Consider the following 24,126-nt stretch of genomic DNA (forward strand, 5'->3'; position numbering starts at 1 on the left):
ATTACATAAAAATGACATTCATAAGCTTTCTTTAAAATTCTCGTTTCCGTTCATAATAAGAATGCTTACTTATACATTTATTTAAAGAGGCAAACGTTTCTTAGGAGGGTTTCAATGAGAAAGAAAATATGGCTTATATGCCTTGCATTATTTATTACTATGATTTTTACTTCATGTAATGCAACAAATGCAAATTCGAAAGGAAAAATTAAACTTGGTGTAACAAGTTGGAAAGAAAATATTGCAACTGCAAACATGTGGAAAGTTTTATTAGAAGAAAAAGGCTATAAAGTTGAGCTCATGTATTTAGAAAAAGCTGCGATTTGGACTGGTGTTGCTCGTGGTGATGTCGATGCAAATTTAGAAGTATGGCTGCCTGTTACGGATAAACCGCTAAATGCTCGTTATAAAGATGATATTGTCTTAAAATCAAAATGGTATGAAGGCACTGGACTAGGTTTAGTCGTCCCTTCTTATATGAAAAACATAAACAGCATAGAAGATTTAAACACACATAAAGATGAGCTAGATAATAAAATTGTTGGGATTGAACCAGGTAGTAGCCTTATGAATTTAACGGATAAAGCAATGAAGGCATATGATATAAAATTAAAACTTGTCCAATCTTCAGAAGCTGCGATGATGAGCGAACTCAAAAAGGCATATACCAAAAAGAAACCAATCGCTGTTACGCTTTGGAATCCTCATTGGGGCTTTTCAGAATTTGACTTAAAATATTTAAAAGACCCTAAGAAAGTATATGGTGAAAAAGATGACATTTATTACTCAGTTCGTAAAGGTTTCGAAAAAGATCATCCGGATATTGTGAAATACTTTGATCAATGGAAAATGAACGATGAACAACTAGGTACTTTAATGGTCATGCTAAATAAAACGAAAGATCCAGAAGAAGCCGCGCGAAAATGGATTAAAAAGAATCAAGCTTTAGTTGATGAATGGATAAAAGAATAAAGAATGACAAAAACAGGCTAGAGAATTTAGTATATTCTCTAGCCTGTTTTATGTTATTTTTTCTCAATAACTGCATCGACAATTCCATATTCCTTCGCTTCTACTGCCGTCATAAAATAATCTCTTTCTGTATCATGTGCTACTTTTTCAACTGGTTGCCCTGTTCGCTCTGCGATAATTTTATTTATATCGTGTTTTAACTTTAAAATTCTTTTTGCTGTAATTTCAATCTCCGTTGCTTGCCCTTTTACACCGCCGAGCGGTTGATGAATCATGATTTCACTGTTAGGGAGCGCAAATCTTTTTCCCTTTGCGCCAGCTAATAGTAAAAGCGCACCAAATGATGCCGCAAAGCCCATACAAAGTGTTTGCACATCTGGTTTAATAAGGTTCATCGTATCTAATATTGCAAATCCCGCTGTCGTTGAACCGCCCGGACTATTGATATACAGGAATATATCTTTTTCTGCATCTTCCGCTTCTAAAAACAATAATTGTGCTACTACACTGCTTGCAACTTGATCGTTAATTTCTGAACCAATCATAATAATTCGGTCTTTTAATAATCTTGAATATATATCATAGGAGCGTTCTCCTAATTTCGTTTGTTCTACTACGTAAGGAATTGCATTCATATTAAATCCCTCCATCTATTTTATGCCGCACTAAGCATACAACTGTAAGAAGAAGGTTTTTTCATACTGAATAATAACACTGGTTGTATTGATGGTAACTTAGTGAAGTCTATTGTTGGGAGAAGTTTCGTCAACAATTCAGGTCTTTCTTCACGAATAGAAGTTACAACGATTTCAACATCATCCGTGTACTCCACTATTTCAATTCCTTCTTCACTTACAGTTTTCAGCCTATTTCTACTCCTAAATAACGATGCTTTTACTGCACCTTCTGATACCGAACATACTTTAGCAATATCCGCGATACTATATTGAAAAACATCCTTTAATAATAAAATTACAGATTGTTGCACATTTAACGAAGACAATAATTTCCCTACCATTTCATGCAAATCTGCAATTTTTTCATGTGGTTCTTCAAATGTAACTTGCTGTTCTAATTTTTCTTGTACGGATTTTGATTTCATTTGATCTAACCATTGATTTCGAGCAATTTTATACAGAAGCGTTATACAAATTTTCTTCTCACTATACTTTTGAAGAACTTTGCAAATTGCTTCTTGGGCAAGGTCTTCCCCATCCCATTTATTCTTCGTCAAAAACGTACAGTATCTTTTTACCTCTGGATAATGTTCAATTAATAAATTTATATTTGAATGATTCATATCGATATGATTCTTTAAAACCTGAGTTACTTTTGTGCACAAAATAACCACTCCTTTTCAGCGCTTACTTATTAAACGATTGAACAAATAAAAAAGTTACGGGGCTTATAATTAATTTTATGTTTATGTTCATGAATACGGGTCATAAATATGTTATATAGCATTTTACATGAGGAGGAATCAATTTGCCAAAATTAACAGTTGAAGGTACCGGAACTTTCGATATTAAAGAAGGAACGAAATTAGTATTAGCACTTGAAGATAACGGTGTACACATTCTTCATCGTTGCGGTGGCAAAGCAAGATGTACAACTTGTAGAGTTGAAGTCATTGCAGGTGATTTTTGTGAGGCGACAAATGATGAAAAACAAGCTATTACGGAAAAAGGAATTGAAGACCACTTACGATTATCGTGCCAAATGCGTGTACATAAAGATATTACTGTTCGCCCAATACTTACAGTTGAAAGTTCCGGTTTAGATGCTGGACCACGCCCGGCGGAGTAAAATGATGAATTTAAAACAGCTTGCAGGCGAATATGCTGCTAGCTTTGTAAGAGATGGTATGACGATTGGACTTGGTACGGGTTCAACCGTATATTGGACGATACAAAAGTTAGGTCACCGTGTACAAAAAGGGTTATCCATTCAAGCTGTACCGACATCAAAAGAAACTGAAGTATTAGCAAAACAATTATTTATTCCGCTAATCTCTTTAAATGAAATTGATATACTTGATCTCACAATTGATGGAGCAGATGAAATCAATAATGATTTACAATTAATAAAAGGTGGCGGTGGTGCATTACTTCGCGAAAAGATTGTTGCCACCTCCTCTAAAGAACTTATTATTATTGCAGATGAATCCAAACTCGTTTCACATTTAGGTACCTTTCCACTTCCTATTGAAATCATCCCCTTCTCTTGGAAGCAAACTGAAAAGAGAATTCAATCTTTAGGATGCGAAACGCGTTTACGTATGAAAGATGGCGGACCATTTATAACTGATAACGGCAATTTAATTATTGATTGTATTTTTCCAAACAAAATATTGAATCCAAATGATACACATACAGAGCTAAAGATGATTACCGGTGTAGTTGAAACAGGATTATTTATCAATATGACGAGCAAAGCGATCATCGGAACAAAAAACGGTATAAAAGAATATTAACCATTTTAAAAACTGACTTTCGCAAGTCAGTTTTTTCTTTTATAGCATTACAGTATGATATACTATGAAAACACATTCATATCACACTAGAAAGGGCTGAACAATTTGCAATCCAAACTCATAACAGAACTTACAGATTTAGAAACTGCCTTTCACATTCGAAAAGAAGTCTTTGTAAAAGAACAAGGTGTACCTCTTGAAGATGAATTCGATACATATGACCAAATTGGCGAGGCATGCAAACATATATTAGTTTATTATAATGAACTTCCTGTAGGAACTGGCCGTATACGATTCGTTGAAGGAATGGGTAAACTAGAAAGAATTTGTATTTTAAAAGACTATCGCAAATACGGATTAGGCAAAGTAATCATTCAAAAGTTAGAAGAGATTGCTCGTAACAAAGAAGCAAACAAAGTTAAACTACACGGTCAAACACAAGCTGAAGGGTTTTATGAAAAATTAGGCTATCAAACTTCTTCCGACGTATTTATGGAAGATGGAATTCCACATATTCTTATGACGAAAGTGTTATCATAATAGAAAGGTTACTATATGATTCTACATTATGTATTCGTATAGTAACCTTTCTGTAGCTTATTCGTTTGAAAGTCTCTTTGATGAATATTCTAGATTAATACAAAAAGACGACGCTGAATACGTCGTCTTTTTTATAAGCAGAAAAGTTAACTCTCAAACTTCCTTTTTTTGCATCAAAGCCCATCATCTTTCATTTCATTTTGAGGTAAAGCTTACACTGTTTTCCATAAGGATAAAGCAAAAATCCAGTTTGGATCCCCATGTCCTTCATAATTCTGGACTGCTTCATACACTTTTCCCTCGTGTAAAACTCTATCCCCCTTTTTATATGCTTTCTTTGCATCCCACGCTTCATATGAAGCGCTTTCAGCTTTTGTAGTAATTGTGAACGTATCACTTTGTACGGATTCATCTCCAACTACATCCACTGCTTTCACTGCATATTTATAAGTAGTATTAGCGAGTAAATTTTTATCCATATAAGAAGTCGTATTGGATGTTGCAATTTTTTTCATTGTTCCTTCTATTTCTCTATAAATATCGTAATAGTCTACTCCAACGTTATCATCAGATGGGCTCCACATTAGATCCACACTTGATGCTGTTGTTCCCATGCTATGTAATCCTTTTGGTTGTGTTGGTGCTTCTGTATCAGGAGCTTCAACTGTTGTTTTCACTGTAAGCGCTGTACTTTCTTTCGATACATTGCCAGCTGCGTCAATTGCTTTTACAGTATAAGTGTATTCTGTGCTTGGTTGTAATTTCTTATCAATAAAATAAGTGCCTGGTACTGTGTCAATCATCTCTCCGTTACGGAAGATTTGGTACCCTTTTACTCCTACATTATCCGTAGAAACGTTCCATGTTAGTTCTATACTATTCGCTGTTACTTTTTGCGCCTGAAGTCCATTTGGAATACTTGGCGCTTCTGTGTCTGGTTTCACATTATTGATGAGATTCACATCAATTACATTATAGAACGCATTTGCTGTATCAGCTACATCCCATACAGCTAAAATCACATGATATCCACTACGGTCAGTAGGTACATTGATTTTATGAGTTAAATTATTTGAAGCTGCAGAACCATCATGTTGTACAGTGCCCATTGGCTCAAAGTCTGCTCTTGTTAGTGCTTTATTTGGATTCCATCCTTTTTTTGTAATATAGTAGTGCCATTTGCTTGTTAAGTGAGGTGCTGTATACTTCCAAGTAAATGTATTTTCCCCACCAGTGATTGTATTTTTAAACCAACGATTTGCTGTTTGTTGATCTAAAATACCGCCAAATTTTCCACCTGCAGAAGCGATTTGCCCATCAACTGGGCCACCTTCTGGGAATCCTTTTGGAGCTTCTAAACTTTGTGGTTCATACATAACACTTCCACAGTTTACATTTAGAGCACCATAAGTTGGACTACATAAAGCGGAACGGCTACCAGGCTTTTCAACAAAGCCGTGCGCGTATGCATTTTGAGGAATAAGTGTCGTGCTGATAATTCCAGCTGTTAATGCAACAGCTCCTATACTTTTTTTGTTCATTTTCAAGTTTTGTAGTTGTTTTAAAAATCGATTATTCATGTTCCTGTCCCCTTCTTGTTATACTTCGTAGTGTAATGTGGGCTTTGATGTAAAAGAATAACAAGAGTCAATCTTATTTCGTGTATGCGTAAATATGCATACACCGTCGTAAAGAAACATTTCATTTCTTGTGAAATATTTCACTTATGGAATATATCATGACATAGAAATCACCTAAATGTGTGCAGAAGTTGTGCAGAAACAGTGAAATTACTACTAACACGTAAAACTACATCCTAAATTTATAAAGAAAAAGTGAGCAATAGAAATTGTAGTACTTGTAATGAAAAATTTTAGGTATATATATGGATGAATTGCACCAAGTCGTCTTGAAACCCTTCATCGTTAACTTAAAACGCATGGCAATGTGAGATCACATTATTTTAAAACAACGTGCCATCTCCATTTTCCATATATCTTTCTATCAATACTTTGAAATTACTTATCACTTGTAAACATTTCCTAATCCGTCAATATAGTTTCATAAAACTTATCATATTCTTCACTGTATTGAAGTTTTAACTTTTCTATTAAACTTGTATCTGGTGAAACAATGTCAATAACGTCTGTACTTATATACAATAAATAAGTATCGTTATAAAAAGAAATATACGCTCGCTGACCACCATTAACGACATATTTGCAATACTTATATACTTCATCTTCATGTACACCTTTAATCGTAGTAAATATGATTGTACTTTCAAGATCATCAACGTCTACTTTCGTTTCTGCCCAATTCTTAATCTTCATGAACCTTCCAATTTTTGTTTTCTCATTTATTCTCTTACTTTTACCATATGTTATGTAACCGGAAATAAATGAAACATCAATTGTATCAGGACTTTTAAAAAGTTCAGTCAAAATCCCTCTTAATCCTCTCAAATTACCCTCAAATAATTCTATATCGAATCTAATTCTATTTTTCGCCTCCACTTGAAAAAATGGTGTAGCTGTCATGTCAGCAAGATTTACATCTAGTATTTTCATTCTTTCCATTTCATCAATTCCTCGCTTCATATAACATAAAAGTGTCTATATCATTTAATATAGACACCCTTTCACATGTATAGTTTTAATAACAGCCTGTAAATTTAAAAATTTCATCAACTGCTTGCTTATACCCACCTGATTTTCGGAGAGACTCCTTCAAATTCAAAGCAGCTTCTTTACATGACGGATTATTTAATACTATTTCTACACTTTCACTTAGTTGATCCGCAGTTAATCCTTGCATTTGCAATTTAACTCCTGCCCCGAGACTCTCCACTTGCTTTGCGATTACTGGCTGATCTGCACTTTGCGGAATTACAACGAGTGGAACACCGTTATATATCCCTTCATGCGTACTGTTCATACCGCCGTGTGTAATAAATAGTTTCGTATATTTGAGAAGTTCAGTTTGTGGTACATAGTTTTTCACAATGAAGTTTTTAGGGATATTACCTAAATCACTTATTTCCGTTTTGTTGCCAATAGACATAACAATTGTATGCTTACTATTCTTGAACGCCTTCATACAAAGTTTATAAAAATCAAGCGCTTCATTAAAAACAGTACCTAATGAAATGTAAATCAGGCTTTTTTCTTCAATTGAAGTGTAATCAAAACCTTCATTTTTCACTTGTGTAGAGATAGATGGACCCACAAATTTGAATGTTTCATTGAATGTATCCCCAAAAGGTTGGAACTCCTTAATTGTATACACAATAGTAAGTGAAGCTGGATTACAGAAAACTTCATACGGTGAGTTTATATTAACACCATATTTTTCTGTAATTCCATTAGTTAAGTTTTCAAAATCATTATGTATTCTATCCTGAACTTCCAGTGGGATATTTTTAGAAAGATGGTCTAACATTTGTTTAAATGATTTTTCATCTTGTGCAAAAGATGTGCATGAATTTATGGCTGGAAGATTAAGAATTTGGGCAATTAAGCGACCACAGCCAAACATCGAATCATGAATAATATAATCAAAATGTTCTCCTTCAATTTGTTCTAGAACACTCGGTATAATAACATCTGCTGTATGTAAAAGACCATTTATTCTTTCCTGTAAATAATTCCGACCACCGGAAAGAAATGCTTGTATAAATTTTTGATCATCAATCGTTCGTACAGTAGCACCTGTCTTCTCAATACGCTCCCTGAAAGCCTCTATTGAAAAATAAACTACCTCTTCACCGCGAGAAATCAGTTCTTCTACAACCTGTAATGTTGGATTTATATGTCCTTCTGATCCAGCGTTAATGAATAAAACACGTGCCATTCAAAACACTCCTCAAATTTCAAAATTTCTATGTTGTAAAGAATATGGATACTTTCCATACTCTTTACGGTGTTATATGTATCATTTTCCTGCTAAATTGACCTAGCAAGCCTAAAACCGAGATCATCTATATGAAATGTAGGATGACTACGACGGCGACAAGTGGCACCGCAACCTCTAGCTGCTTCAGCCCAACTACCACCACGAAAAATGCGGTATGACCCGTACACTGTTTCATCATACAAATCATAGCACCATTCCCAAACGTTCCCTAACATATCATAAAGTCCCCATGCATTCGGCTCTTTTTTACCGACGTCATGAATTTGCCCACTTGAATTTTCATTATACCACGCTATTTTCTCAAGTGCTCCATATGTATATCCCGTCGTATTTGCTTTACATGCATATTGCCACTCTGCCTCAGACGGTAATCGATAGCCATTTGAATGTAAGTTACAACTAACCTTTTTCCCATCATCTTGTATAGAATAATACTCTGTAAACCCTGCTATTTTAGACAGTAAATTACAAAAAGCAATTGCATCATTCCATGAAATATTTACAACAGGTTTATGCTTATCTTTATTATTATTTGGTGTACTATTTGTAATAGCATAATATATTTCCATTGTTACAGCATACTTTGCAAGAAGAAATGGTTTAATTTGAACTTGCCATTCTTTTTTTATACGATCATCTCTTAATGTTACTTCTCCTGCTGGAATTTTCACCATATAAGAATCAATCGATCGAATGATTTCATTCAATGTTATCCCCTCCATTTTAAAATGGAACAAAATTTACTCTTTGAGTGCATAAGTTTATACTTGCTGCACTTCTTTTAAAAATCGCTTAACTTCATTTGAAGATTTTAAAATAATAATTTCTTTATCCTGACTTAATTGATTTAGTCTTTTGAAAGTTGAAGGTCTTTTCGTCTTAGGATACTCCCATATCCACTTGAAGAATTGTAAGTCAAACCTTTCTTCACACCCAGCCCCCATATCCGGTCTTGTTTTATTTCGATATTGTACAATTCTTTTAAAAGCGCGATAAACACAAATCGTTCTATGAATATCAAGGAAGATAATTGTGTCAGCTGCATTCAGTCTTATATCCATTGTTCCGCCATAATTCCCATCAATAATCCAATTCTCATCTTGAATTAAGTTATTTTGAACAATTCTTTGCTCCTCTTTCGGTACACCCTCCCAATTTGGTTTCCAGAATAGTGCATCAAGATGGTGCACCTTAATATTTAGTTTATTACCTAACTGCCTTGCTAATGTAGATTTTCCTGAACCACCAGAACCTATTAATATTATTTTTTTCATATGAGTACGCTTCTTTCTATAGATTCTTCAATATCTTCCTTATTAGCAAAAATCCATAAAAACATCTCTTCATTTAACTTTAGTAAATCTTTTAACTGAACAAAATAAGTAATAAATATAATTTGAATTGAAAGCATTACATACCAAATTGATTGTAGTTCTGCTCTCGTTAAAATGTTTTGCTTATAATATCCTTTAAAAATTTCACTTACAATTTGTAACCATTTCCCTCTTAATGTTTCATCACTAAATATCTCACTTAAAATACTTGTACAGCAATAGCATAAATCGAATACTCTAACGTTTTCTTCTAGAAGCTCAAAATCAATAAACCCTTGAAAATCACTTTCTCTAAAGATTACATTTGATAAGTGCATATCGCGATGAATAATTTGTTTCGGTAATGAGTGAATCGTTTCCTTGAAAGTTGTATGTATTTGATCCATTTTTTGAATTACATCCTGATGAACATGCTCATTCTTTACTAAATTCGGTAAAGCCCATTCGTATACCACTTTATATAACTCTCTTTTTATTAACTCGTTAGCACTATTCACTGAATTTAGTTCGTAATGTAAATTAGCCATTTCCTCTCCAATTGTGCTTCCTAGCACTTTTAGCTTTTCTGTATCTTTGATTTCTAGTACACTTCCGGCAACATATTCGTACAAACAATAATTCTTCTCTTTATACAATACGTACCTTTCATCATTTCTCGTTTTTACTAATTTTTGTACTTTAACTCCTTTTTCATCAAGCTGTTCTAATACATTTAGTTCAACTAGAAACTGTTTTATCGATCCCTTTCCCTTTAAAATATACGCTTTATTATTACAATGAATCTTCGCTACGTTTGGTTGAATTTCAGTAGCTGTGACACCTTTATCTTGAAACCAAAACTTTGCAATTTCTAATATATCCTTCATGTACAAATCCCCCTTTTTAAAGTCACTTATTTCTTCCGTAGCATAAACTCACCAAGCATTCCTACTCCAACACCAATTGTGTAAGCCACTAAATCACTCCATAAAAATCCGTAACCTAATACGAGTCCACCTAGAGTCGTTGCTCGAATGCTATCTATCCATTCCGCATGGTACAATTGACTAATTTCAATCCCGTAGCAAAATATTAAACTAATAAAAGCTAATTTCTTCGTTTCTATTTTAGGAAACAAAAATCCGAATCCAACGAAAATCATTAATGCCCATAAAGCATCACCTAAGTAATCATTTAATAAATCTGGTAACACAAAAGCAAACTTTCTTGAACTAAGACCTAACATAATAACAACTATAGTAAACACCGCATATAGTAATCTATTTCGTTTCGTATTCATTTCAAAATCCCCTAATATATAATGTAAAACTGCAAATAGCTAGTAAAATATAATCATTTTACTAGCTATTTATAGTCGAATTCACTTTGTATTTAATCCAATAACTCTTGCTGCTTTTTCTTTGAAAATGATTGTAGTACTAAATCATACGACCAATCTATCATTTTATTAATTTGTTCTTGCCCCACATCCTTATGTATGTACACTGTATTCCAATGTTTTTTATTCATATGATATCCAGGAATAATTGTTTCGGGATAATCTTCTCTTATTCGCAAGGCAAGTTCTGGATCGCATTTTAATGTAATCGCAGCTTTTTCACCTTCTTCATGGTTTACTATCGCAAATATTTTATTATTTAATCTCATACATGTTGCACTCCAGCCATCCGGAGAATCTTCTGTCGCTTTTCTTTTCGATAAACAATACTCTCTCGTTGCATTCATTCTTCTGGCACCTCTTATTCTTCCACTATTTGATTACGATGCATTACAATTTGCTTCGTCGCTTTAAATTGCTGTTCACCATAAAACTTTATTAGTTTCTCTCCGCAAAATAGACTAACAATATCAATATGGGAAATCTCTTTCAGTAACAATGTTAGCATCTTCTCACCAATTCCTTTGTTTCTTACACTCTCATGTACGACAACATCTTCAATATACGCCCGAAAAACACCGTCAGTAACAACTCTAGCAAATCCAATTAATTCGTTTTCTTCCCGTACTCCAATTGCTATACTATTTTTTAACATTTTTTGAATATCGACTTCTTTTCTTTCTGGCCACCAGCCTACAGAATCGTAAAGCTGCTTTATTTTCTCTGCACAGATTGGTTGTTCATGTTGTAATTTATACGTGTACATATTCTTTCCCCCACCAACTAGTATACATAATATTATTATAATCTCTTTTCTAAAAAGTGTTGACTATGCCCTTTCGGATGATCTTCAACGACACCATATTCTCGGTATCCGTGCTTTTTATAAAATTCTGGTGCTTGGAAACTAAATGAATCTAGTAATATGAGTCTACATTCTTTTTCCTTCGCAATGTCTTCAATTTTATGTAACAATTGACTGCCATAGCCGTCATGACGAACTGATTCATCAACCCATAAAAAGTCGATATGAAGATGATAAAAATACATCGTTCCCGTTACCCCGCCAAAGATTTTTCCATCTTCATCTTTCACTACGAAGCTTACTTGTTCCATCGGCTGTTTTACTTCATCTGACAGCACAGACATGTTATATTGAATTAATTTATTTTTAATGTATTCTCCTTCAGTGCGTGTACCGTTCTCTATGCGTTTCATATATTTCTTCCTTTCAACTTAGTAAGCTATATTTAATTTTTATTTCTTCTCTTTAATATACTGATGAATACAAATCCACCATATGTAACAAAGCATGAAAAACCAATTATTCCTGGTACAGAGACATAGCCTATTCTTACATAACTAATAACTGCAAAACTAGCGATTGATAATAAAATAGATGGCCAAAATATAAGAGCTGTTTTTCTTCGTCTCTGTTTCGATGTACTTTCTTTCTCTTCAGAAACACGTGTACCAAAAAGCAATACAATACAGATAAGAATCGCTGCAAAGTAAATTGTATCTAATGACAAAGTGTGATCGTATAGTGCAATTCCAACTTCAAGAGCAATAATCGTAATGATTAAAATAATGATTGTTGAAGTCTTTAAGTTTCGTTTCAATCACTCACCCCTAACATAACTATATTCTTTGTATACGTACCTCAAAGCTTCTATAACGGTTTCATCAACTTGTTTATTATCAAATCGATTAGGTAAATCTCTCCCCCCAATTACATAAAGAAACGGAAATTTATGAAACATTCCTATTATACCAATATTTATTATAGCGGTGGATAAACCACCTGTCATATGTGCTAGATGATAATAAGGTATACCTTCATACTCTCCTTGTTGTCTTACCATTCCACTTATAATTGGTTCCCATAATTCTGGTGCGGATTTATATCCTTGGAAAATATGTAATAAAAGCGAAAGAACTTGTTGTAATTCCCCAATATTTTTCTCATCTTTAGGGTTTTCCTGTATATGAATCTTGGAAAAGTTCGTTGAAACATATTCTCTGACAGTATCCCATCCTCCGCAGTGCATAACAATTGACTGAGCAATATAGCTGTCGTGACATGCTATCATTACTTCAACCGCTTTACTAAGTGTTAATGTAGCTCTGTCTTGTAAGTGAGGATATAACTGCGCACTATCCTCATTTGGATTATACTTAATGTCATGAAGTGTATCACTCCAACTAATTAGTTTATCCTTTACCATCTTTGCTACTGTAAATCCAATTGCCACTTTTGCTGCTGATGCTAAAGGAACGTATAGCTCATTGTTATGGGTAGCAACTATATTTCCATTCTTTGTTGAATAAACAAGTATTCCAACTTGACCAATTTGTATTTCTTTTATTTTTCTAATGACAGCCTGCATATTCATCCCTCTTCTTATATCGTTTTATCATCTTCTCAAAATTCGATATAGAATATAAGAATCCTTTTTTGTTAAATGATAATCATGAATACAATAAGAAAAAGATAGCATGAGATTTCTTCATACTATCTTTTGTAATATATACAATTTCTTTTTAAAATTATTTTTACAGTAATAGATACAGCTATTCTTCAGTAGGATTTTTAGGACCATTAAGCTCCAATTGATAAAAAGCTAAATCTAGCCATCGATTGAACTTATAACCGGCTTTTTTTATTGTTCCTGCATGAACAAATCCATAGTTTTGATGCAGGACAATACTTTTCTCATTTTCTGCGTCAATTCCAGCAATTAAGGTCATATATTCTCTTTTCTGTGCAATAGCTATTAGTTCTTTCATTAAAGACTTCCCAATTCCATTTTTTCTATATTCCTTATCAACGTATATAGAATGTTCAATTGAATATTTATAGGCAGGCCATGCTCTAAATGGACCAAATGTCGCAAATCCTACTACTTTATTATCTAGCTCGTAGACTAAAATTGGATAGCCATCAGCCTTTTTTTGTTCATACCAATCTATTCTATTTTCAAGGGTTACAGGTTTGTACGCATATACAGCTGTTGAATTAAGGATTGCATCATTATAAATATCTAAAATAAATGTTACATCTTCTTTCATTGCTTCCCTTATCATTGTTTTCTTCCTTTCATAATGATCTTTCTCTGTACCTTTCTTTCAACTGATCTACCTAATAATAATACAAACTTATTTTTACAACCGAATTCTAGATTTTCGAAAACCATCAATTGCATTTAGTACCGCAGATAATATGGAGATAATTATCCCTCCACCAATTAACCACGTTTTAAATTCCTCTGGAGAAATTGTAAACACATTTGCCACATACGTAATGAATCCTTCGTTAAATAAATGAGGATTTACTACGATTACAATGAATACTATTGTTGCAGTTAGCTGTAGTATTGCATTCCCAATTGCCACTCTTTTCGTCCATTGTCCTTGCACTAACTTATAAAGAGATATACCTATTTCGAAAACAATCATAATTACAACGATTGGCCAGTACTGAAGTAAAACATCTTGATTAAAAGTTGGCGCGACAAACTTCAGTCCGTTTTCTGTACCATGATATACACCTACAAGATGATTCGCATAAAAGTAAAGTGTAGCCCACACTGCTGTCCACATTAAACCTCCAAAAACTTCAAACTTCGAGATCGACTTTTTCTTTGGAACATACGAGATATTTTTCAAATCATCAGGAGTCCATTTTTTTAAACTTGTCGTCAACGGTTGGGTACCTTTGTCTTTATCTGTTCTTTCTAAAATAGCAAATACAAGTGTCAACCAGAAAAATACATGGAGGCCTACTTCGACAATTTCCCCAATGCCTTTACCTATCAATTTTAAAATAACATCTAATACTGCTTGATCACCACTATAGCCTATAAAATTTTCTGCAACCATTGCAATGAGTGCGATAACAGCTGCAATTGGTATAATCATTTTTAATAATGTCGTATATACATCAAAATAACGCGGTCCAATTAAATACATCGGTCTATCCAAATACCCATTAGCCAATGAAACTGGGCTCCCCAATTTTTCAAGGACACTCTTTACATCTTCTTCATTATAATCATCAGGTAACATATCCTCTATAGTTGACCGGAGTTCTAATGTAATATCTTCACGATTTTTTTCAGGTAATCTCTTCGCAACTTCTTGGATATAGATATCAATTAAATTCATTCTCGTCCTCCTCCTTTAATAAGTTATAAAGTTCTTTCGAATCCTTTATCCATTCCTTTTTCAATTGCAAAAATATATCTAATCCATATTCACTTAAAACATAATATTTACGAGGTCTACTCTCCGTTTTATCCCAACTACTCGTCACTAGCTCTTGTTTTTCTAATCGGCGAAGTAGTGGATATAAAGTACTTTGATCTATCATGATTCCTGATTGCTCCAATAACTGGACAAGTGAATAACCATACTGCGGTGTTCTTAATTGGCTTAAAACTGCTAATGTCAACGTCCCTCTTCTTAGCTCAGTAATTAATGAATTTAATAAAGTATCCATTTACCCACCTCATTTGCATTACTATATGTCATACAGTATATGTTTTATACTATGTATCGTACAGTATAGTTGTGACAAAAGCAATCTTTTTTTATAAAAATCAGAAAATAAGAAAAGCACAAACTATATTGTGCTTTTCTTATTTTCTTGCAGCTTACTAACAAACTTAAATACCATTAATACTTTTAACTATGTACCTCTGGTAATATAAACTCTCCTTTTTCTTTAGAAAATGGGACAACCTCTACAATCGCCTCAACATTAATTACTCCATATACATGCGGGTATTCTTGACCGTTTGAAGCAAGTTCATATTTTGTTTCTGCTTTTACAAGAGATGGATCTATTGTAAGTAATAAAACATCTTTTTCATGATTGAAATGTTTTTGAGCAACTTTTAAAGCTTGGTCTAATAATGAACAATGAATAAATCCCTCTTCTTTAAGTGAAGCTTCATTAATCTCTCCAATGTTTTTCGCGATTCTCCAATTTCTTTTTGTTATTACTTTTGCAATCATAGTTACTCTCCTTTTTTAATATATGTAATGATATAATAATACTAAAATTTTCAACACATGATTAATAGATTGGAGACTTATAATGGATAAAAAATTAGAAGAGATCATTGTAAAATCATTTTTTACTAAACGACTTCAAGGTAGAATCATGTTTGAGCTTTCTTCTACTAAGAAACGTAAAGATGCGATAGGTCGACTTTGCCATAATTACAGAACTACGTTACGTGAAGAATATATGATTGAAATTCCTAAACCTAATTCGTGTCCAATTGATATAGGTCGTCTGTTAAAAAAACATGGGGCCGATGATTCTTGCTACGCCATATCATGGGACACAAAAATTGATGGGAAAACCCTCCCTTTGCTAGACGCATTAGAGGCTGCTGTTGGAATGGGAATGCCTTCTATTCTATACTCAATTACAAATCAAGTTGCGTATTTTGAAGCAGAACAAGAAACACTTCCATCACCAAGATTTATACTTAAACGCACATATTAAAGCATATAACTCCAGTGAATTTTTTCTATATGCTTACGTTATTCAATTAAAATAGCATTTTATCGGGATGGAGATACATAACTAATGAGTAAAAATCACACTGCACTACAAGCCATTATTATACATATGAATACAAATGAGAACTGGCATGATTTTATTTCTTACTGTCAGCAGCTCGAAGCAGGACTACGAAACTTAGCTTTTAAGCATTTAGAAACATTTATTTCAAATGCCAAGAAATGGGAACTCAAAGAACAACAAGAGTTTGCTATTACGCTGTTTACTATTTTAGATACATCAAACGAAAAAAATGAAGTGTTAACTTTCCCACTAAATCGTTTTCTAATAGACATTCTATATCGATGGATAGAAAAGGATCCATCTGATTCAAGACCTTTTAGATGGATGGGACTTTATATGGGTTCCGGAAATACTGATGAGGATTTGGAACAACTTCTCCAAAACACCATTGAATTAGGTGACGATACAGAACAAGAGGCAATGATACATCTTGTTTCTTACTATATAAATAGCTTAGAGTTTGGTACGCATGAATTTCCATCAGGTTATTGCGGAGATTTAAACGAATGTAAAGAAAAACTTCCCTATATGATTCAATTAATTGAGAGAATTCGGGATGAGAACATAAAAGAACAAATAATATGGCAAACACAAGAGCAACTAAACTTAATTCTAGATTGGTTAAAGAATACACAAAATCCGGTAGATGCTGTTCGTCTATGGGAAAAAGAGCAGATTCAGGAATTTGAGAATATGATATTTTATTATTTAAAAAACAGCTTAGATTGTTAATTCATATACCTTTTAACTATAAAAAGAGGATTTTCATGAACTACTAGAAAATCCTCTTTTTTATTTATTTTAATCCCTTAATTAAAGGTGATACTTCCCCGCTATAGAAAATCCATAAATCATGAAGCGACCTTGTACATCCGACATACAATAATTTCGCATCATGTTTTGTATTTTTGTAATGTTCTTCATCAACGTCGATTAGAAGTACGGCATCAAATTCTAACCCTTTCGCCAAGTATACTGGCACTACCGAAATACCACCTTCATACTTGCTTTGATCTGCTTCAATGACATTAACTGTCAACCCTACATTTGTTAATTTCTCATATATATCACGGCATTCATCATCTGTTCTACCAATTACCGCGATTGTTTGCACATCTTCATTTTGCAAATGCTGTAATGTCTTTAAAACTTCAGTAAATTGGTCCTCTGCCCGGATTACTTTCACGTCTTCCCCGCTACGGAAAACTGGTGTTGCGAGTCCTACTGGAATCTCTGCATTTTTAATTATTTCATTCGCGAATTCAATAATTTCTTTTGTAGAACGATAACTTCTCGTCAGTTCATAATAACCTGTTTCTTGGAATACTTCCTTAAAAGCATTCCAGTCTTCAATTCCTTGATAATCATAAATCGCTTGAGATAAATCACCTAATATGGTGAAAGAATTACCTAGTGTAATTTCTTTTAATACATATACTTGGAATGGTGAAAAATCTTGTGCTTCATCAATAACGACGTGATGAAACTTCTGTCCGATTTCAATTCCATTTATGCGATGGTGTATGTAAATTAAAGCTGGTAAATCTTCTACATATACTTCTTTTTTACGGCAATTCTTTTCTGTTTCTTGAACAAGTTCTTCAGGTAATACTTCGAGTATTTCTTTACTCTTCATCATCGAACTATATAGTGAAAGTGCGCTCATTTTTGGCCAAAAATTCATATATGTATTTAATCTCTTTGTTGCTTCTTTTTTTAGTAACTTTTTCTCGTTTGTTTCTCCAAACTTTTTAAGTTCAATTTCAATCCAGCGCTTCATTCGGCCGACTAAACGTTCTCTTCTTTTCTTTAATGGATAATGTTTATATTCAACTTGCATCCATTTTTTAACGTCTTCCACTGGAATAACTGCTTTATCCCATGCCTCAAAATCTTTTGTCGGTACTAATTCTTTTTCAAATTGAATCATTCTTTCTTCAATAAACGACTTAAATTCCAGCGTGCCTTTTAATTTTCCGAGCATAACCTTTTTTTCATCGCGATTAATTGAAAAAGCCTCTTTCAATTTTTCTTCTGTCTGCTTCAGTTTCACCGAACCATCTAACAGACGCAATGCCCAATCTGGAAACGTTGTTTGACTAATATTTCCTACCCCTAACTCAGGAAGTACACTTGAAATATAGTCTAAAAACAAACTGTTTGGAGCGAATACGATCATTCTCTCCGCTTCAAGTTGTTCACGATATTCATAAATTAAAAAAGCAAGGCGATGTAAAGCGATCGTTGTTTTTCCGCTCCCTGCAACCCCTTGAATTAATAATGGTAAGTTTCTTTCCGCACGTATAATATCATTTTGCTCCGATTGTATAGTCGAAACGATATCTTTCAATTTGTTATCTTTATTCTCACCTAATCGATATAGAAGAAAATCATCAGCATGTGAGACATCTTCATTTCCTTTCACATATGTATCAACAACACGTTCTAGTTCTCTCTTTCGAATCGAAATGTTTCGTTTTAAATAAACAGCACCTTCTACTAATCCGTCTGGTGAATGATAAAATGCTAATTCTTCACCACCGGTAAATGAATAAAACATACTTGCGACAGGTGCACGCCAATCAATTACAATTGGTTTCATCGTATCTTTATCCGAAACACCTACTTTACCGATGTAAATCGGCATTACGTCTTCCTTGCCATCTTCCTGAAAGTCTAATCTTCCAAAATACGGCTCATGTACACCAATACGTAAGCTTTGTCTATTAGACTCCCTCATACTTTCAAGAATTTGCTCTTTAAAATCTTCTCCATAATAAACCGGGATTTTTTCAAGCTGTTCTAATTGATCATCCATCGTACTTAAAGTATCTTTCATTTTTTGTAACTCTTCGTCAAAAATGTTGTTCATTTGATGATTCCCTCCTGTCCGTTCCAATTTTTTCAGTCGAAATATAATTGTATTAAAAATCCATTCATAAAGTCAATAGTTTTAGTAAGAATTTTCTAAATTAAAAAAGAGTAGAGATTAATCCCTACTCTTCCTTACTTTAATTCGATATGCCAAACATTCATTTAATGTTGCCAATTCTTTATATTTTCGTTTTTCAAAATCATATGCTCCCCCAGGGAAGAATCCCATAATACTTAAACTAGCTTCAGCACATAGATTGCTAATCTCATCTACCGTATAACATCGTAAAGACTGTGTTACTACATCATTTGGATAATTAGGGTCCCACCAATGATCTAACATTCTTTCATTTATACTATCATATTCGTATTTTCGCATAGCTGCACTTAAGGACATTTCTTGTCCACTTACTTTTTTCCAATACAATGGTTGATAAATATCAATAAGTGCACATCCTTCATCCTTCATCCAATCTTTAATCCGTTTTAATAGAATCAATTGCTCATCATCTGTTCCTACACCAAATCCGTCTAAATAACTAACAACATCAAACTTTTCTTCAAAGTTAATTTTATAAAAATCAGCGCAATGAATATCTATATTATTAGTAGAATGTTCTTTTGCAAACATAACTAACTCTGGTACAAGTTCAACCGTAGTCATTTTCACTTGTAACCTAGACATCGCCCTTGCAAATCTACCATTTCCTGCTCCTAGTTCTAACATCGCTTGAAATGGATGACCAACTTGTTCTTGAACTTCTTTAGCAACCTGCTCTAGCCAGCTTTCTGTATTGATATCGTAATTCGACAATTCAAATTGTTTTTTGTAAAATTCCTTCACATTTAATTCGTTCATTATTATTCTCCTCCTGCAATAGATTTTTCTACTACAGGTGAGAAATTAAATTTCTGATACCCATAATAATTCCCCTTTCACTTAACACTACAAGTCCAAATATAGTAAAACATTTCCTCTGCACTACATCTAACATAATATCGAAATAGACAGAACATTACAACTTAACTCCATATAATTTCTCTACTGAATGATACCAGTTATACAGTATGTTAAATAACTAAACTTACATGCTCGAAAATGGAGCGTGTTTCCTTATTAAAAGATTAGGTAATTTCTCTTTAATATGTATTATTACCCTGCGCAAAAATGTAACCTCCTGCAACCGCTCGTTGTATTCTTCTAATTGCACTAAATGCTCATAATTACTTTGAAATATTTCGCTTTTTAACATACCATTCAAATCCATAACTAAGAAAAGTGTTAACGTAGTTAAAAATTGTCTCCCACCTTCCAAAGATCTTTGTCGTAAAAACATAAGAATTTGGTTTTTCGTTTGAAGGCAAATATATTTTTTTTGAACCGTTATACCTAATACACGCTTTTCGATTATCTTTATTTGCTTTTTATGTTGTATACACTCCAGTATTGAATTATATAGTTTGTGGGTTAATTGTTGTTTACTGCAAATCATCATTAACCATATTTTTATACCATGCTTATCTCCTAAATGCTCTGTTGCATCTAAAGTTTGTTGCAAATAAGAAATATTTGATGACTTTCCAGTTCTCCTTACATTAAATTCATGATCTATGTGAATATGATTTTGAAGATAAAGTTCTAACAATATATTTATTGTTATGAACATTTCTATATTCGATTGATAAGGAGCTTTTATCGTTTCTGTTTCATCATCTACAGATAATAAAAGAAACAACTCAGGTATTGTTAAACTTTCCATTTGTTATCACCTTCCTTTAATTCGAAACTTTAATTTAAATATATTCACTGTTTAGTTCGCAAGTCCTCTTTACCTATTAATATAGTAACTAATAAAAGCGGATGATAAAAAGTAACCTTAACACTAAAAAACAAATAAAACCCGAACTATGACCGTTTTACAAGCGGCCACTATCCAGGTTTTATATTACTCATAACTATAAATAAGTTTTTATACCGCATTAACGAGCCGTAAGACTCCCACCTCAAACTTCAGCTAAGCAAAGAAGTTAGGTGGGAGATCAACTGTCCGTAAAGGCACGATTGGCTCAATGATTAAAGCTTCACTTTATTTCTCTCTTTGATACTCCAGCCAATCACCAGAAATGATAACTTTCTTTAACATTTCACTACCTTGAGCAATATACACAAATGCACGTATTTCTCTATCACCTAAATAAATCGTTTCGGTGATTCGGTCATATAAATCACTCTCTGCATTACCTGTGTATTCTTCAAGTTCATCTAACTTTTGCAGAACATCATCATTTACTTCATAAACTTCTCCGTATACCTTTTCCCCATTTGAACAAATCATCGCAGGATACCCTTCGTATGTATCAAATAATTTACCATACGTCCATGCTTCGTCTGCGATGCATATTGCACCTTGCATAAAATGAGCATTCGTTTGCTCTTTTCTTAACGTGCCATACACGAAAACGTGATGCATAAATCCCTATCCCCTTTATATGTCTCTACTTTCTAATTTGTAAATAAGCACGAATCATAAAGTAACTCACTTCGTTTGGAAGTTGGTCCTTAATCGATTTCAGACCACCCTCTGCATTTTGCACGGCAGTTTCAATCAGTGATTCATATTCTGCAGGAACAAAACTGTTCCAGTCTACTTCCATTCCATCTTCAAAGCAGCGAATTAAATGATTTTCAATTGTTTGTCTTGATAAGCTACGTTCTTTCGCAATTTCATCTAGATCAATGCCTTGTTTATACATTTCATACGTTTCTAAATGAGAATTCGCTGACGCTTTTCCTGATTTTTTACTCTCTGAAACAACTTCAGTCTTAATTGTTTCCGCATAGTTTGGGTTATCCTCAATAAAGTGCTGAACTGCTTGTAAGAAGTGAGACCCGTACTTCACGAGTTTGTGTTCTCCGATTCCTTTTACAGTTAGGAGTTCGGAGTCACTTTGTGGCATTTTCGCACACATATCTTTTAACGTTTGGTCAGAGAAAATAACGAACGGCGGTACACCTTCTCCTTGTGCAATTTCTTTACGCACTTCACGAAGCACTTCAAATAAAGGATGGTCTTGAACAATTTGTCTCGTTTCTACTCGTTCTTTGCGTAAAACATTCTCTTTACCAAGTAATACTTCTTTTCCTTTTTCCGTTACTTTTAATGTTGGATACGTACCATGTTCAACTGCAATTAACTCATCTGAAATTAAAAACTCAATAAACTCACTGACTTCTTTTACACTACGGTTTGATAAAAGACCGTACGTTGGCAAAGTATGAAAATTAAATTCAATGACTTTCTTATTTTTAGATCCAGTTAATACTTGTGCAATCATTTGCTTTCCGAATCGTTGGTTCGTCCTAATCATACAAGATAGTACCATTTGGGATTCTCTCGTCACATCGATACTTTCACGGTCGTCCGTACAATTACCGCAGCGACCACAATCTTCCTTCGGCTCTTCTCCGAAGTATTGCAAAATAAATGATTGTAAACATTGTTCTGTATGACAATAATCGGTCATATTTTGGAGTTTTTCAAGCTCATTTGAAAAACGTGATTCTCCAGTTGATTGATCGATTAAAAAGCGTTGTACTTGCACATCTTGAGAAGAATATAACAAAATACATTCACTATCTAATCCATCACGACCAGCACGTCCTGCTTCTTGATAGTAACTTTCCATATTTTTTGGAAGTTGATAATGGATAACGTAACGTATATTCGATTTATCTATACCCATTCCAAATGCAGATGTTGCCACCATAACACTTATTTCATCTCGTAAAAAGAGTTCTTGCTGTTCATTTCGATCGTGGTCGCTCATACCAGCATGATATTTCGATACAGAAACTCCTGCTTTCGCTAAATCTTCATATAACTGATCGACAACTTTTCTTGTAGCTGCATATATAATCCCAGATTCCTTCTGATTTTGACGAATATAATCCGCTAAATAAGCATTACGATCCTGTCCTTTAATGACAGAGAATGATAAGTTTTCGCGCTCAAACGTTGTCATAATCGTGTTTTCTTGATTAATTCCAAGCGTGTTGCAAATATCTTCACGAACTTGTGGTGTTGCCGTCGCTGTTAACGCTAATACGAGCGGCTTTTCTGGAAGATAATCTAATATGCGATGTATATGTAAATAACTAGGACGGAAATCATGTCCCCACTGCGAAATACAGTGCGCCTCATCAATTGCAATCATCGGGATTTTCATATCGATAAGTTGATCAACAAATTCCATTGAATCAAGACGCTCAGGCGCCACATAAAGTAACTTATAATGGCCTTGTTTCGCTAATTGAATTCGTTGATTTGCTTCTGTAATAGAAATGGAACTATTAATATAAGTAGCTGAAATACCGTTTTGTACTAATGTATCTACTTGGTCTTTCATAAGTGAAATCAAAGGTGAAATAACTAATGTCGTTCCTTCGAATACTAATGCGGGAATTTGATAACAAATTGACTTACCACCACCCGTAGGCATAATACAGACTGTATCTTTCCCATCTAATACATTTTTAATTGTTTCATCTTGTCCTCTTCGGAATGAAGAATAACCGAAATAAGACGCTAAAAGTTCTTGTGCTTTTGTAAACAAAAAAGAGTCACCTGCTTTTCTTTATCTTTCATCTATTCCCATTATATCATCAAACTGATTCTCGCCACTTTGAATTTTATAAGTATTTGAGTTCTATTTGCTTTCTACGTTTTCCAACATAAAAAAACAAATCTAGTACACAAGAAGAAAGAATTTCAAAATAAATATTCATTTAATTTACCTTCCTAGAATACTACTAATCGTATACATATGAATTTGAGGAGGTTAAATTATGAAGAGTCGTTACAATAATTCCAACAAACCTAAAGCGTCAAATAAACAACTCCAATTCTCTAATAATGATGCGTGGAAATATGAATCATTTTATAAGTATCAGCCCTTATTTTCTTATAGCAAGCTTATGAATTTCCTTTCTCAACTTTTTAAACGTTAAATACATGTGCCAAATATATATCATTCAAACAAA

At 33.5% G+C, this 24,126-nt stretch carries 29 protein-coding genes; 6 read left to right on the forward strand and 23 right to left on the reverse strand.

The genetic code is table 11. From position 1 onward, the window contains the following. Positions 1 to 114: 114 nt before the first annotated feature. Positions 115 to 972 carry a glycine betaine ABC transporter substrate-binding protein gene (locus MR155_RS09145; protein ID WP_242309361.1) on the forward strand — a complete coding sequence of 286 codons (858 nt, stop codon included), beginning with the start codon at positions 115 to 117 and terminating at the stop codon, positions 970 to 972. Between the two features lie 53 nt (positions 973 to 1,025). Here MR155_RS09145 and clpP read toward each other — a convergent pair whose 3' ends face one another. After that, positions 1,026 to 1,607 carry an ATP-dependent Clp endopeptidase proteolytic subunit ClpP gene (gene clpP / locus MR155_RS09150; protein WP_000991622.1) on the reverse strand — a complete coding sequence of 194 codons (582 nt, stop codon included), beginning with the start codon at positions 1,605 to 1,607 and terminating at the stop codon, positions 1,026 to 1,028. Between the two features lie 20 nt (positions 1,608 to 1,627). Beyond that, on the reverse strand, positions 1,628 to 2,314 hold the full coding sequence (locus MR155_RS09155; RefSeq protein ID WP_113938483.1) for an RNA polymerase subunit sigma-70: 687 nt from the start codon (positions 2,312 to 2,314) through the stop codon (positions 1,628 to 1,630). A 143-nt stretch (positions 2,315 to 2,457) separates the two neighbouring features. Between MR155_RS09155 and MR155_RS09160 the strand changes: the two genes are divergently transcribed. The 3 genes from MR155_RS09160 to MR155_RS09170 all read left to right on the forward strand — a co-directional run bounded on the left by MR155_RS09160 (position 2,458) and on the right by MR155_RS09170 (position 3,985). Further along, the gene (locus tag MR155_RS09160) at positions 2,458 to 2,778 is read left to right on the forward strand and encodes a 2Fe-2S iron-sulfur cluster-binding protein (RefSeq protein WP_002085119.1); all 321 of its coding nucleotides are present in this window, start codon (positions 2,458 to 2,460) and stop codon (positions 2,776 to 2,778) included. Between the two features lie 4 nt (positions 2,779 to 2,782). Beyond that, the gene (rpiA, locus tag MR155_RS09165) at positions 2,783 to 3,445 is read left to right on the forward strand and encodes a ribose 5-phosphate isomerase A (RefSeq protein WP_242309363.1); all 663 of its coding nucleotides are present in this window, start codon (positions 2,783 to 2,785) and stop codon (positions 3,443 to 3,445) included. A 105-nt stretch (positions 3,446 to 3,550) separates the two neighbouring features. After that, complete coding sequence (locus MR155_RS09170) at positions 3,551 to 3,985, forward strand: GNAT family N-acetyltransferase (RefSeq protein WP_002136715.1); 435 nt, start codon at positions 3,551 to 3,553, stop codon at positions 3,983 to 3,985. 212 nt (positions 3,986 to 4,197) lie between these two features. Here MR155_RS09170 and MR155_RS09175 read toward each other — a convergent pair whose 3' ends face one another. The 16 genes from MR155_RS09175 to MR155_RS09250 all read right to left on the reverse strand — a co-directional run bounded on the left by MR155_RS09175 (position 4,198) and on the right by MR155_RS09250 (position 15,631). Then, positions 4,198 to 5,565: a lytic polysaccharide monooxygenase gene (locus MR155_RS09175; protein WP_242309365.1), complete on the reverse strand. Its 1,368-nt coding sequence runs from the start codon at positions 5,563 to 5,565 to the stop codon at positions 4,198 to 4,200. A gap of 462 nt (positions 5,566 to 6,027) precedes the next feature. Next, positions 6,028 to 6,564, reverse strand: coding sequence for a phosphatase (locus MR155_RS09180; RefSeq protein WP_242309687.1), 537 nt, complete (start codon positions 6,562 to 6,564; stop codon positions 6,028 to 6,030). Positions 6,565 to 6,640: 76 nt separating this feature from the next. Beyond that, positions 6,641 to 7,837 carry a macrolide family glycosyltransferase gene (locus MR155_RS09185; RefSeq protein WP_242309368.1) on the reverse strand — a complete coding sequence of 399 codons (1,197 nt, stop codon included), beginning with the start codon at positions 7,835 to 7,837 and terminating at the stop codon, positions 6,641 to 6,643. A gap of 92 nt (positions 7,838 to 7,929) precedes the next feature. After that, positions 7,930 to 8,622: a formylglycine-generating enzyme family protein gene (locus tag MR155_RS09190; RefSeq protein ID WP_219303730.1), complete on the reverse strand. Its 693-nt coding sequence runs from the start codon at positions 8,620 to 8,622 to the stop codon at positions 7,930 to 7,932. A gap of 39 nt (positions 8,623 to 8,661) precedes the next feature. Further along, the gene (locus MR155_RS09195) at positions 8,662 to 9,174 is read right to left on the reverse strand and encodes a DNA topology modulation protein (RefSeq protein ID WP_242309370.1); all 513 of its coding nucleotides are present in this window, start codon (positions 9,172 to 9,174) and stop codon (positions 8,662 to 8,664) included. After that, positions 9,171 to 10,100: a phosphotransferase enzyme family protein gene (locus tag MR155_RS09200; RefSeq protein WP_242309372.1), complete on the reverse strand. Its 930-nt coding sequence runs from the start codon at positions 10,098 to 10,100 to the stop codon at positions 9,171 to 9,173. Before MR155_RS09200 ends, MR155_RS09195 begins: the two co-directional genes overlap by 4 nt. 26 nt (positions 10,101 to 10,126) lie before the next feature. Then, positions 10,127 to 10,513 (reverse strand): ribosomal maturation YjgA family protein, encoded by a 387-nt coding sequence (locus MR155_RS09205; protein WP_219302589.1) that lies wholly within the window; start codon positions 10,511 to 10,513, stop codon positions 10,127 to 10,129. A 92-nt stretch (positions 10,514 to 10,605) separates the two neighbouring features. After that, positions 10,606 to 10,959, reverse strand: a complete 354-nt coding sequence (locus MR155_RS09210) for an MmcQ/YjbR family DNA-binding protein (RefSeq protein WP_070143336.1) — start codon at positions 10,957 to 10,959, stop codon at positions 10,606 to 10,608. Positions 10,960 to 10,973: 14 nt separating this feature from the next. Further along, the gene (locus MR155_RS09215; RefSeq protein WP_242309374.1) at positions 10,974 to 11,378 is read right to left on the reverse strand and encodes a GNAT family N-acetyltransferase; all 405 of its coding nucleotides are present in this window, start codon (positions 11,376 to 11,378) and stop codon (positions 10,974 to 10,976) included. A 35-nt stretch (positions 11,379 to 11,413) separates the two neighbouring features. After that, positions 11,414 to 11,830 carry a GNAT family N-acetyltransferase gene (locus tag MR155_RS09220; protein WP_242309377.1) on the reverse strand — a complete coding sequence of 139 codons (417 nt, stop codon included), beginning with the start codon at positions 11,828 to 11,830 and terminating at the stop codon, positions 11,414 to 11,416. A 32-nt stretch (positions 11,831 to 11,862) separates the two neighbouring features. Beyond that, positions 11,863 to 12,234 carry a hypothetical protein gene (locus MR155_RS09225; protein WP_002136727.1) on the reverse strand — a complete coding sequence of 124 codons (372 nt, stop codon included), beginning with the start codon at positions 12,232 to 12,234 and terminating at the stop codon, positions 11,863 to 11,865. Beyond that, positions 12,235 to 13,002 carry a serine hydrolase gene (locus MR155_RS09230; protein WP_219302594.1) on the reverse strand — a complete coding sequence of 256 codons (768 nt, stop codon included), beginning with the start codon at positions 13,000 to 13,002 and terminating at the stop codon, positions 12,235 to 12,237. A 184-nt stretch (positions 13,003 to 13,186) separates the two neighbouring features. Next, a complete protein-coding gene (locus MR155_RS09235; protein WP_219302596.1) occupies positions 13,187 to 13,699 on the reverse strand; it encodes a GNAT family N-acetyltransferase in 513 nt (170 codons plus the stop codon). A 78-nt stretch (positions 13,700 to 13,777) separates the two neighbouring features. Beyond that, a complete protein-coding gene (locus tag MR155_RS09240) occupies positions 13,778 to 14,779 on the reverse strand; it encodes an HAAS signaling domain-containing protein (RefSeq protein WP_242309380.1) in 1,002 nt (333 codons plus the stop codon). Next, positions 14,766 to 15,113, reverse strand: coding sequence for a PadR family transcriptional regulator (locus tag MR155_RS09245; protein ID WP_002065784.1), 348 nt, complete (start codon positions 15,111 to 15,113; stop codon positions 14,766 to 14,768). Before MR155_RS09245 ends, MR155_RS09240 begins: the two co-directional genes overlap by 14 nt. Before the next feature lie 185 nt (positions 15,114 to 15,298). Beyond that, on the reverse strand, positions 15,299 to 15,631 hold the full coding sequence (locus MR155_RS09250; protein ID WP_219302602.1) for a DUF952 domain-containing protein: 333 nt from the start codon (positions 15,629 to 15,631) through the stop codon (positions 15,299 to 15,301). Between the two features lie 82 nt (positions 15,632 to 15,713). Between MR155_RS09250 and MR155_RS09255 the strand changes: the two genes are divergently transcribed. Next, positions 15,714 to 16,130 (forward strand): hypothetical protein, encoded by a 417-nt coding sequence (locus tag MR155_RS09255; RefSeq protein WP_242309382.1) that lies wholly within the window; start codon positions 15,714 to 15,716, stop codon positions 16,128 to 16,130. Between the two features lie 84 nt (positions 16,131 to 16,214). Then, the gene (locus MR155_RS09260; protein WP_242309384.1) at positions 16,215 to 16,943 is read left to right on the forward strand and encodes a hypothetical protein; all 729 of its coding nucleotides are present in this window, start codon (positions 16,215 to 16,217) and stop codon (positions 16,941 to 16,943) included. Between the two features lie 64 nt (positions 16,944 to 17,007). Here the strand turns inward: MR155_RS09260 and MR155_RS09265 are convergent, their stop codons facing one another. The 5 genes from MR155_RS09265 to recQ form a co-directional block, all read right to left on the reverse strand. Continuing rightward, positions 17,008 to 19,083, reverse strand: coding sequence for a HelD family protein (locus MR155_RS09265; RefSeq protein WP_242309386.1), 2,076 nt, complete (start codon positions 19,081 to 19,083; stop codon positions 17,008 to 17,010). A 117-nt stretch (positions 19,084 to 19,200) separates the two neighbouring features. Further along, positions 19,201 to 19,944, reverse strand: coding sequence for a class I SAM-dependent methyltransferase (locus MR155_RS09270; protein WP_219302610.1), 744 nt, complete (start codon positions 19,942 to 19,944; stop codon positions 19,201 to 19,203). 226 nt (positions 19,945 to 20,170) lie between these two features. Then, complete coding sequence (locus MR155_RS09275; RefSeq protein WP_219302612.1) at positions 20,171 to 20,845, reverse strand: hypothetical protein; 675 nt, start codon at positions 20,843 to 20,845, stop codon at positions 20,171 to 20,173. A 327-nt stretch (positions 20,846 to 21,172) separates the two neighbouring features. Continuing rightward, the gene (locus MR155_RS09280) at positions 21,173 to 21,556 is read right to left on the reverse strand and encodes a gamma-glutamylcyclotransferase family protein (RefSeq protein ID WP_219302614.1); all 384 of its coding nucleotides are present in this window, start codon (positions 21,554 to 21,556) and stop codon (positions 21,173 to 21,175) included. Positions 21,557 to 21,581: 25 nt separating this feature from the next. Continuing rightward, positions 21,582 to 23,699 (reverse strand): DNA helicase RecQ, encoded by a 2,118-nt coding sequence (recQ, locus tag MR155_RS09285; RefSeq protein WP_242309388.1) that lies wholly within the window; start codon positions 23,697 to 23,699, stop codon positions 21,582 to 21,584. Positions 23,700 to 24,126: the final 427 nt, after the last annotated feature.

The organism is Bacillus cereus group sp. BfR-BA-01331 (assembly GCF_022663915.1).
GTDB lineage: Bacteria > Bacillota > Bacilli > Bacillales > Bacillaceae_G > Bacillus_A > Bacillus_A mycoides.

Bases quoted from the DNA above. Each gene is read 5' to 3' on its own strand.
- MR155_RS09205 (WP_219302589.1), bottom strand. From the start codon at position 10,513: ATGAATACGAAACGAAATAGATTACTATATGCGGTGTTTACTATAGTT.
- MR155_RS09210 (WP_070143336.1), bottom strand. From the start codon at position 10,959: ATGAATGCAACGAGAGAGTATTGTTTATCGAAAAGAAAAGCGACAGAA.
- MR155_RS09220 (WP_242309377.1), bottom strand. From the start codon at position 11,830: ATGAAACGCATAGAGAACGGTACACGCACTGAAGGAGAATACATTAAA.
- MR155_RS09185 (WP_242309368.1), bottom strand. From the start codon at position 7,837: ATGGCACGTGTTTTATTCATTAACGCTGGATCAGAAGGACATATAAAT.
- MR155_RS09250 (WP_219302602.1), bottom strand. From the start codon at position 15,631: ATGATTGCAAAAGTAATAACAAAAAGAAATTGGAGAATCGCGAAAAAC.
- MR155_RS09235 (WP_219302596.1), bottom strand. From the start codon at position 13,699: ATGATAAGGGAAGCAATGAAAGAAGATGTAACATTTATTTTAGATATT.
- MR155_RS09255 (WP_242309382.1), top strand. From the start codon at position 15,714: ATGGATAAAAAATTAGAAGAGATCATTGTAAAATCATTTTTTACTAAA.
- MR155_RS09270 (WP_219302610.1), bottom strand. From the start codon at position 19,944: ATGAACGAATTAAATGTGAAGGAATTTTACAAAAAACAATTTGAATTG.
- clpP (WP_000991622.1), bottom strand. From the start codon at position 1,607: ATGAATGCAATTCCTTACGTAGTAGAACAAACGAAATTAGGAGAACGC.
- MR155_RS09180 (WP_242309687.1), bottom strand. From the start codon at position 6,564: ATGGAAAGAATGAAAATACTAGATGTAAATCTTGCTGACATGACAGCT.
- MR155_RS09175 (WP_242309365.1), bottom strand. From the start codon at position 5,565: ATGAATAATCGATTTTTAAAACAACTACAAAACTTGAAAATGAACAAA.
- MR155_RS09195 (WP_242309370.1), bottom strand. From the start codon at position 9,174: ATGAAAAAAATAATATTAATAGGTTCTGGTGGTTCAGGAAAATCTACA.
- MR155_RS09145 (WP_242309361.1), top strand. From the start codon at position 115: ATGAGAAAGAAAATATGGCTTATATGCCTTGCATTATTTATTACTATG.
- MR155_RS09245 (WP_002065784.1), bottom strand. From the start codon at position 15,113: ATGGATACTTTATTAAATTCATTAATTACTGAGCTAAGAAGAGGGACG.
- MR155_RS09275 (WP_219302612.1), bottom strand. From the start codon at position 20,845: ATGGAAAGTTTAACAATACCTGAGTTGTTTCTTTTATTATCTGTAGAT.
- MR155_RS09200 (WP_242309372.1), bottom strand. From the start codon at position 10,100: ATGAAGGATATATTAGAAATTGCAAAGTTTTGGTTTCAAGATAAAGGT.
- MR155_RS09265 (WP_242309386.1), bottom strand. From the start codon at position 19,083: ATGAACAACATTTTTGACGAAGAGTTACAAAAAATGAAAGATACTTTA.
- MR155_RS09260 (WP_242309384.1), top strand. From the start codon at position 16,215: ATGAGTAAAAATCACACTGCACTACAAGCCATTATTATACATATGAAT.
- MR155_RS09215 (WP_242309374.1), bottom strand. From the start codon at position 11,378: ATGTACACGTATAAATTACAACATGAACAACCAATCTGTGCAGAGAAA.
- MR155_RS09240 (WP_242309380.1), bottom strand. From the start codon at position 14,779: ATGAATTTAATTGATATCTATATCCAAGAAGTTGCGAAGAGATTACCT.
- rpiA (WP_242309363.1), top strand. From the start codon at position 2,783: ATGAATTTAAAACAGCTTGCAGGCGAATATGCTGCTAGCTTTGTAAGA.
- MR155_RS09190 (WP_219303730.1), bottom strand. From the start codon at position 8,622: ATGGAGGGGATAACATTGAATGAAATCATTCGATCGATTGATTCTTAT.
- MR155_RS09230 (WP_219302594.1), bottom strand. From the start codon at position 13,002: ATGCAGGCTGTCATTAGAAAAATAAAAGAAATACAAATTGGTCAAGTT.
- MR155_RS09280 (WP_219302614.1), bottom strand. From the start codon at position 21,556: ATGCATCACGTTTTCGTGTATGGCACGTTAAGAAAAGAGCAAACGAAT.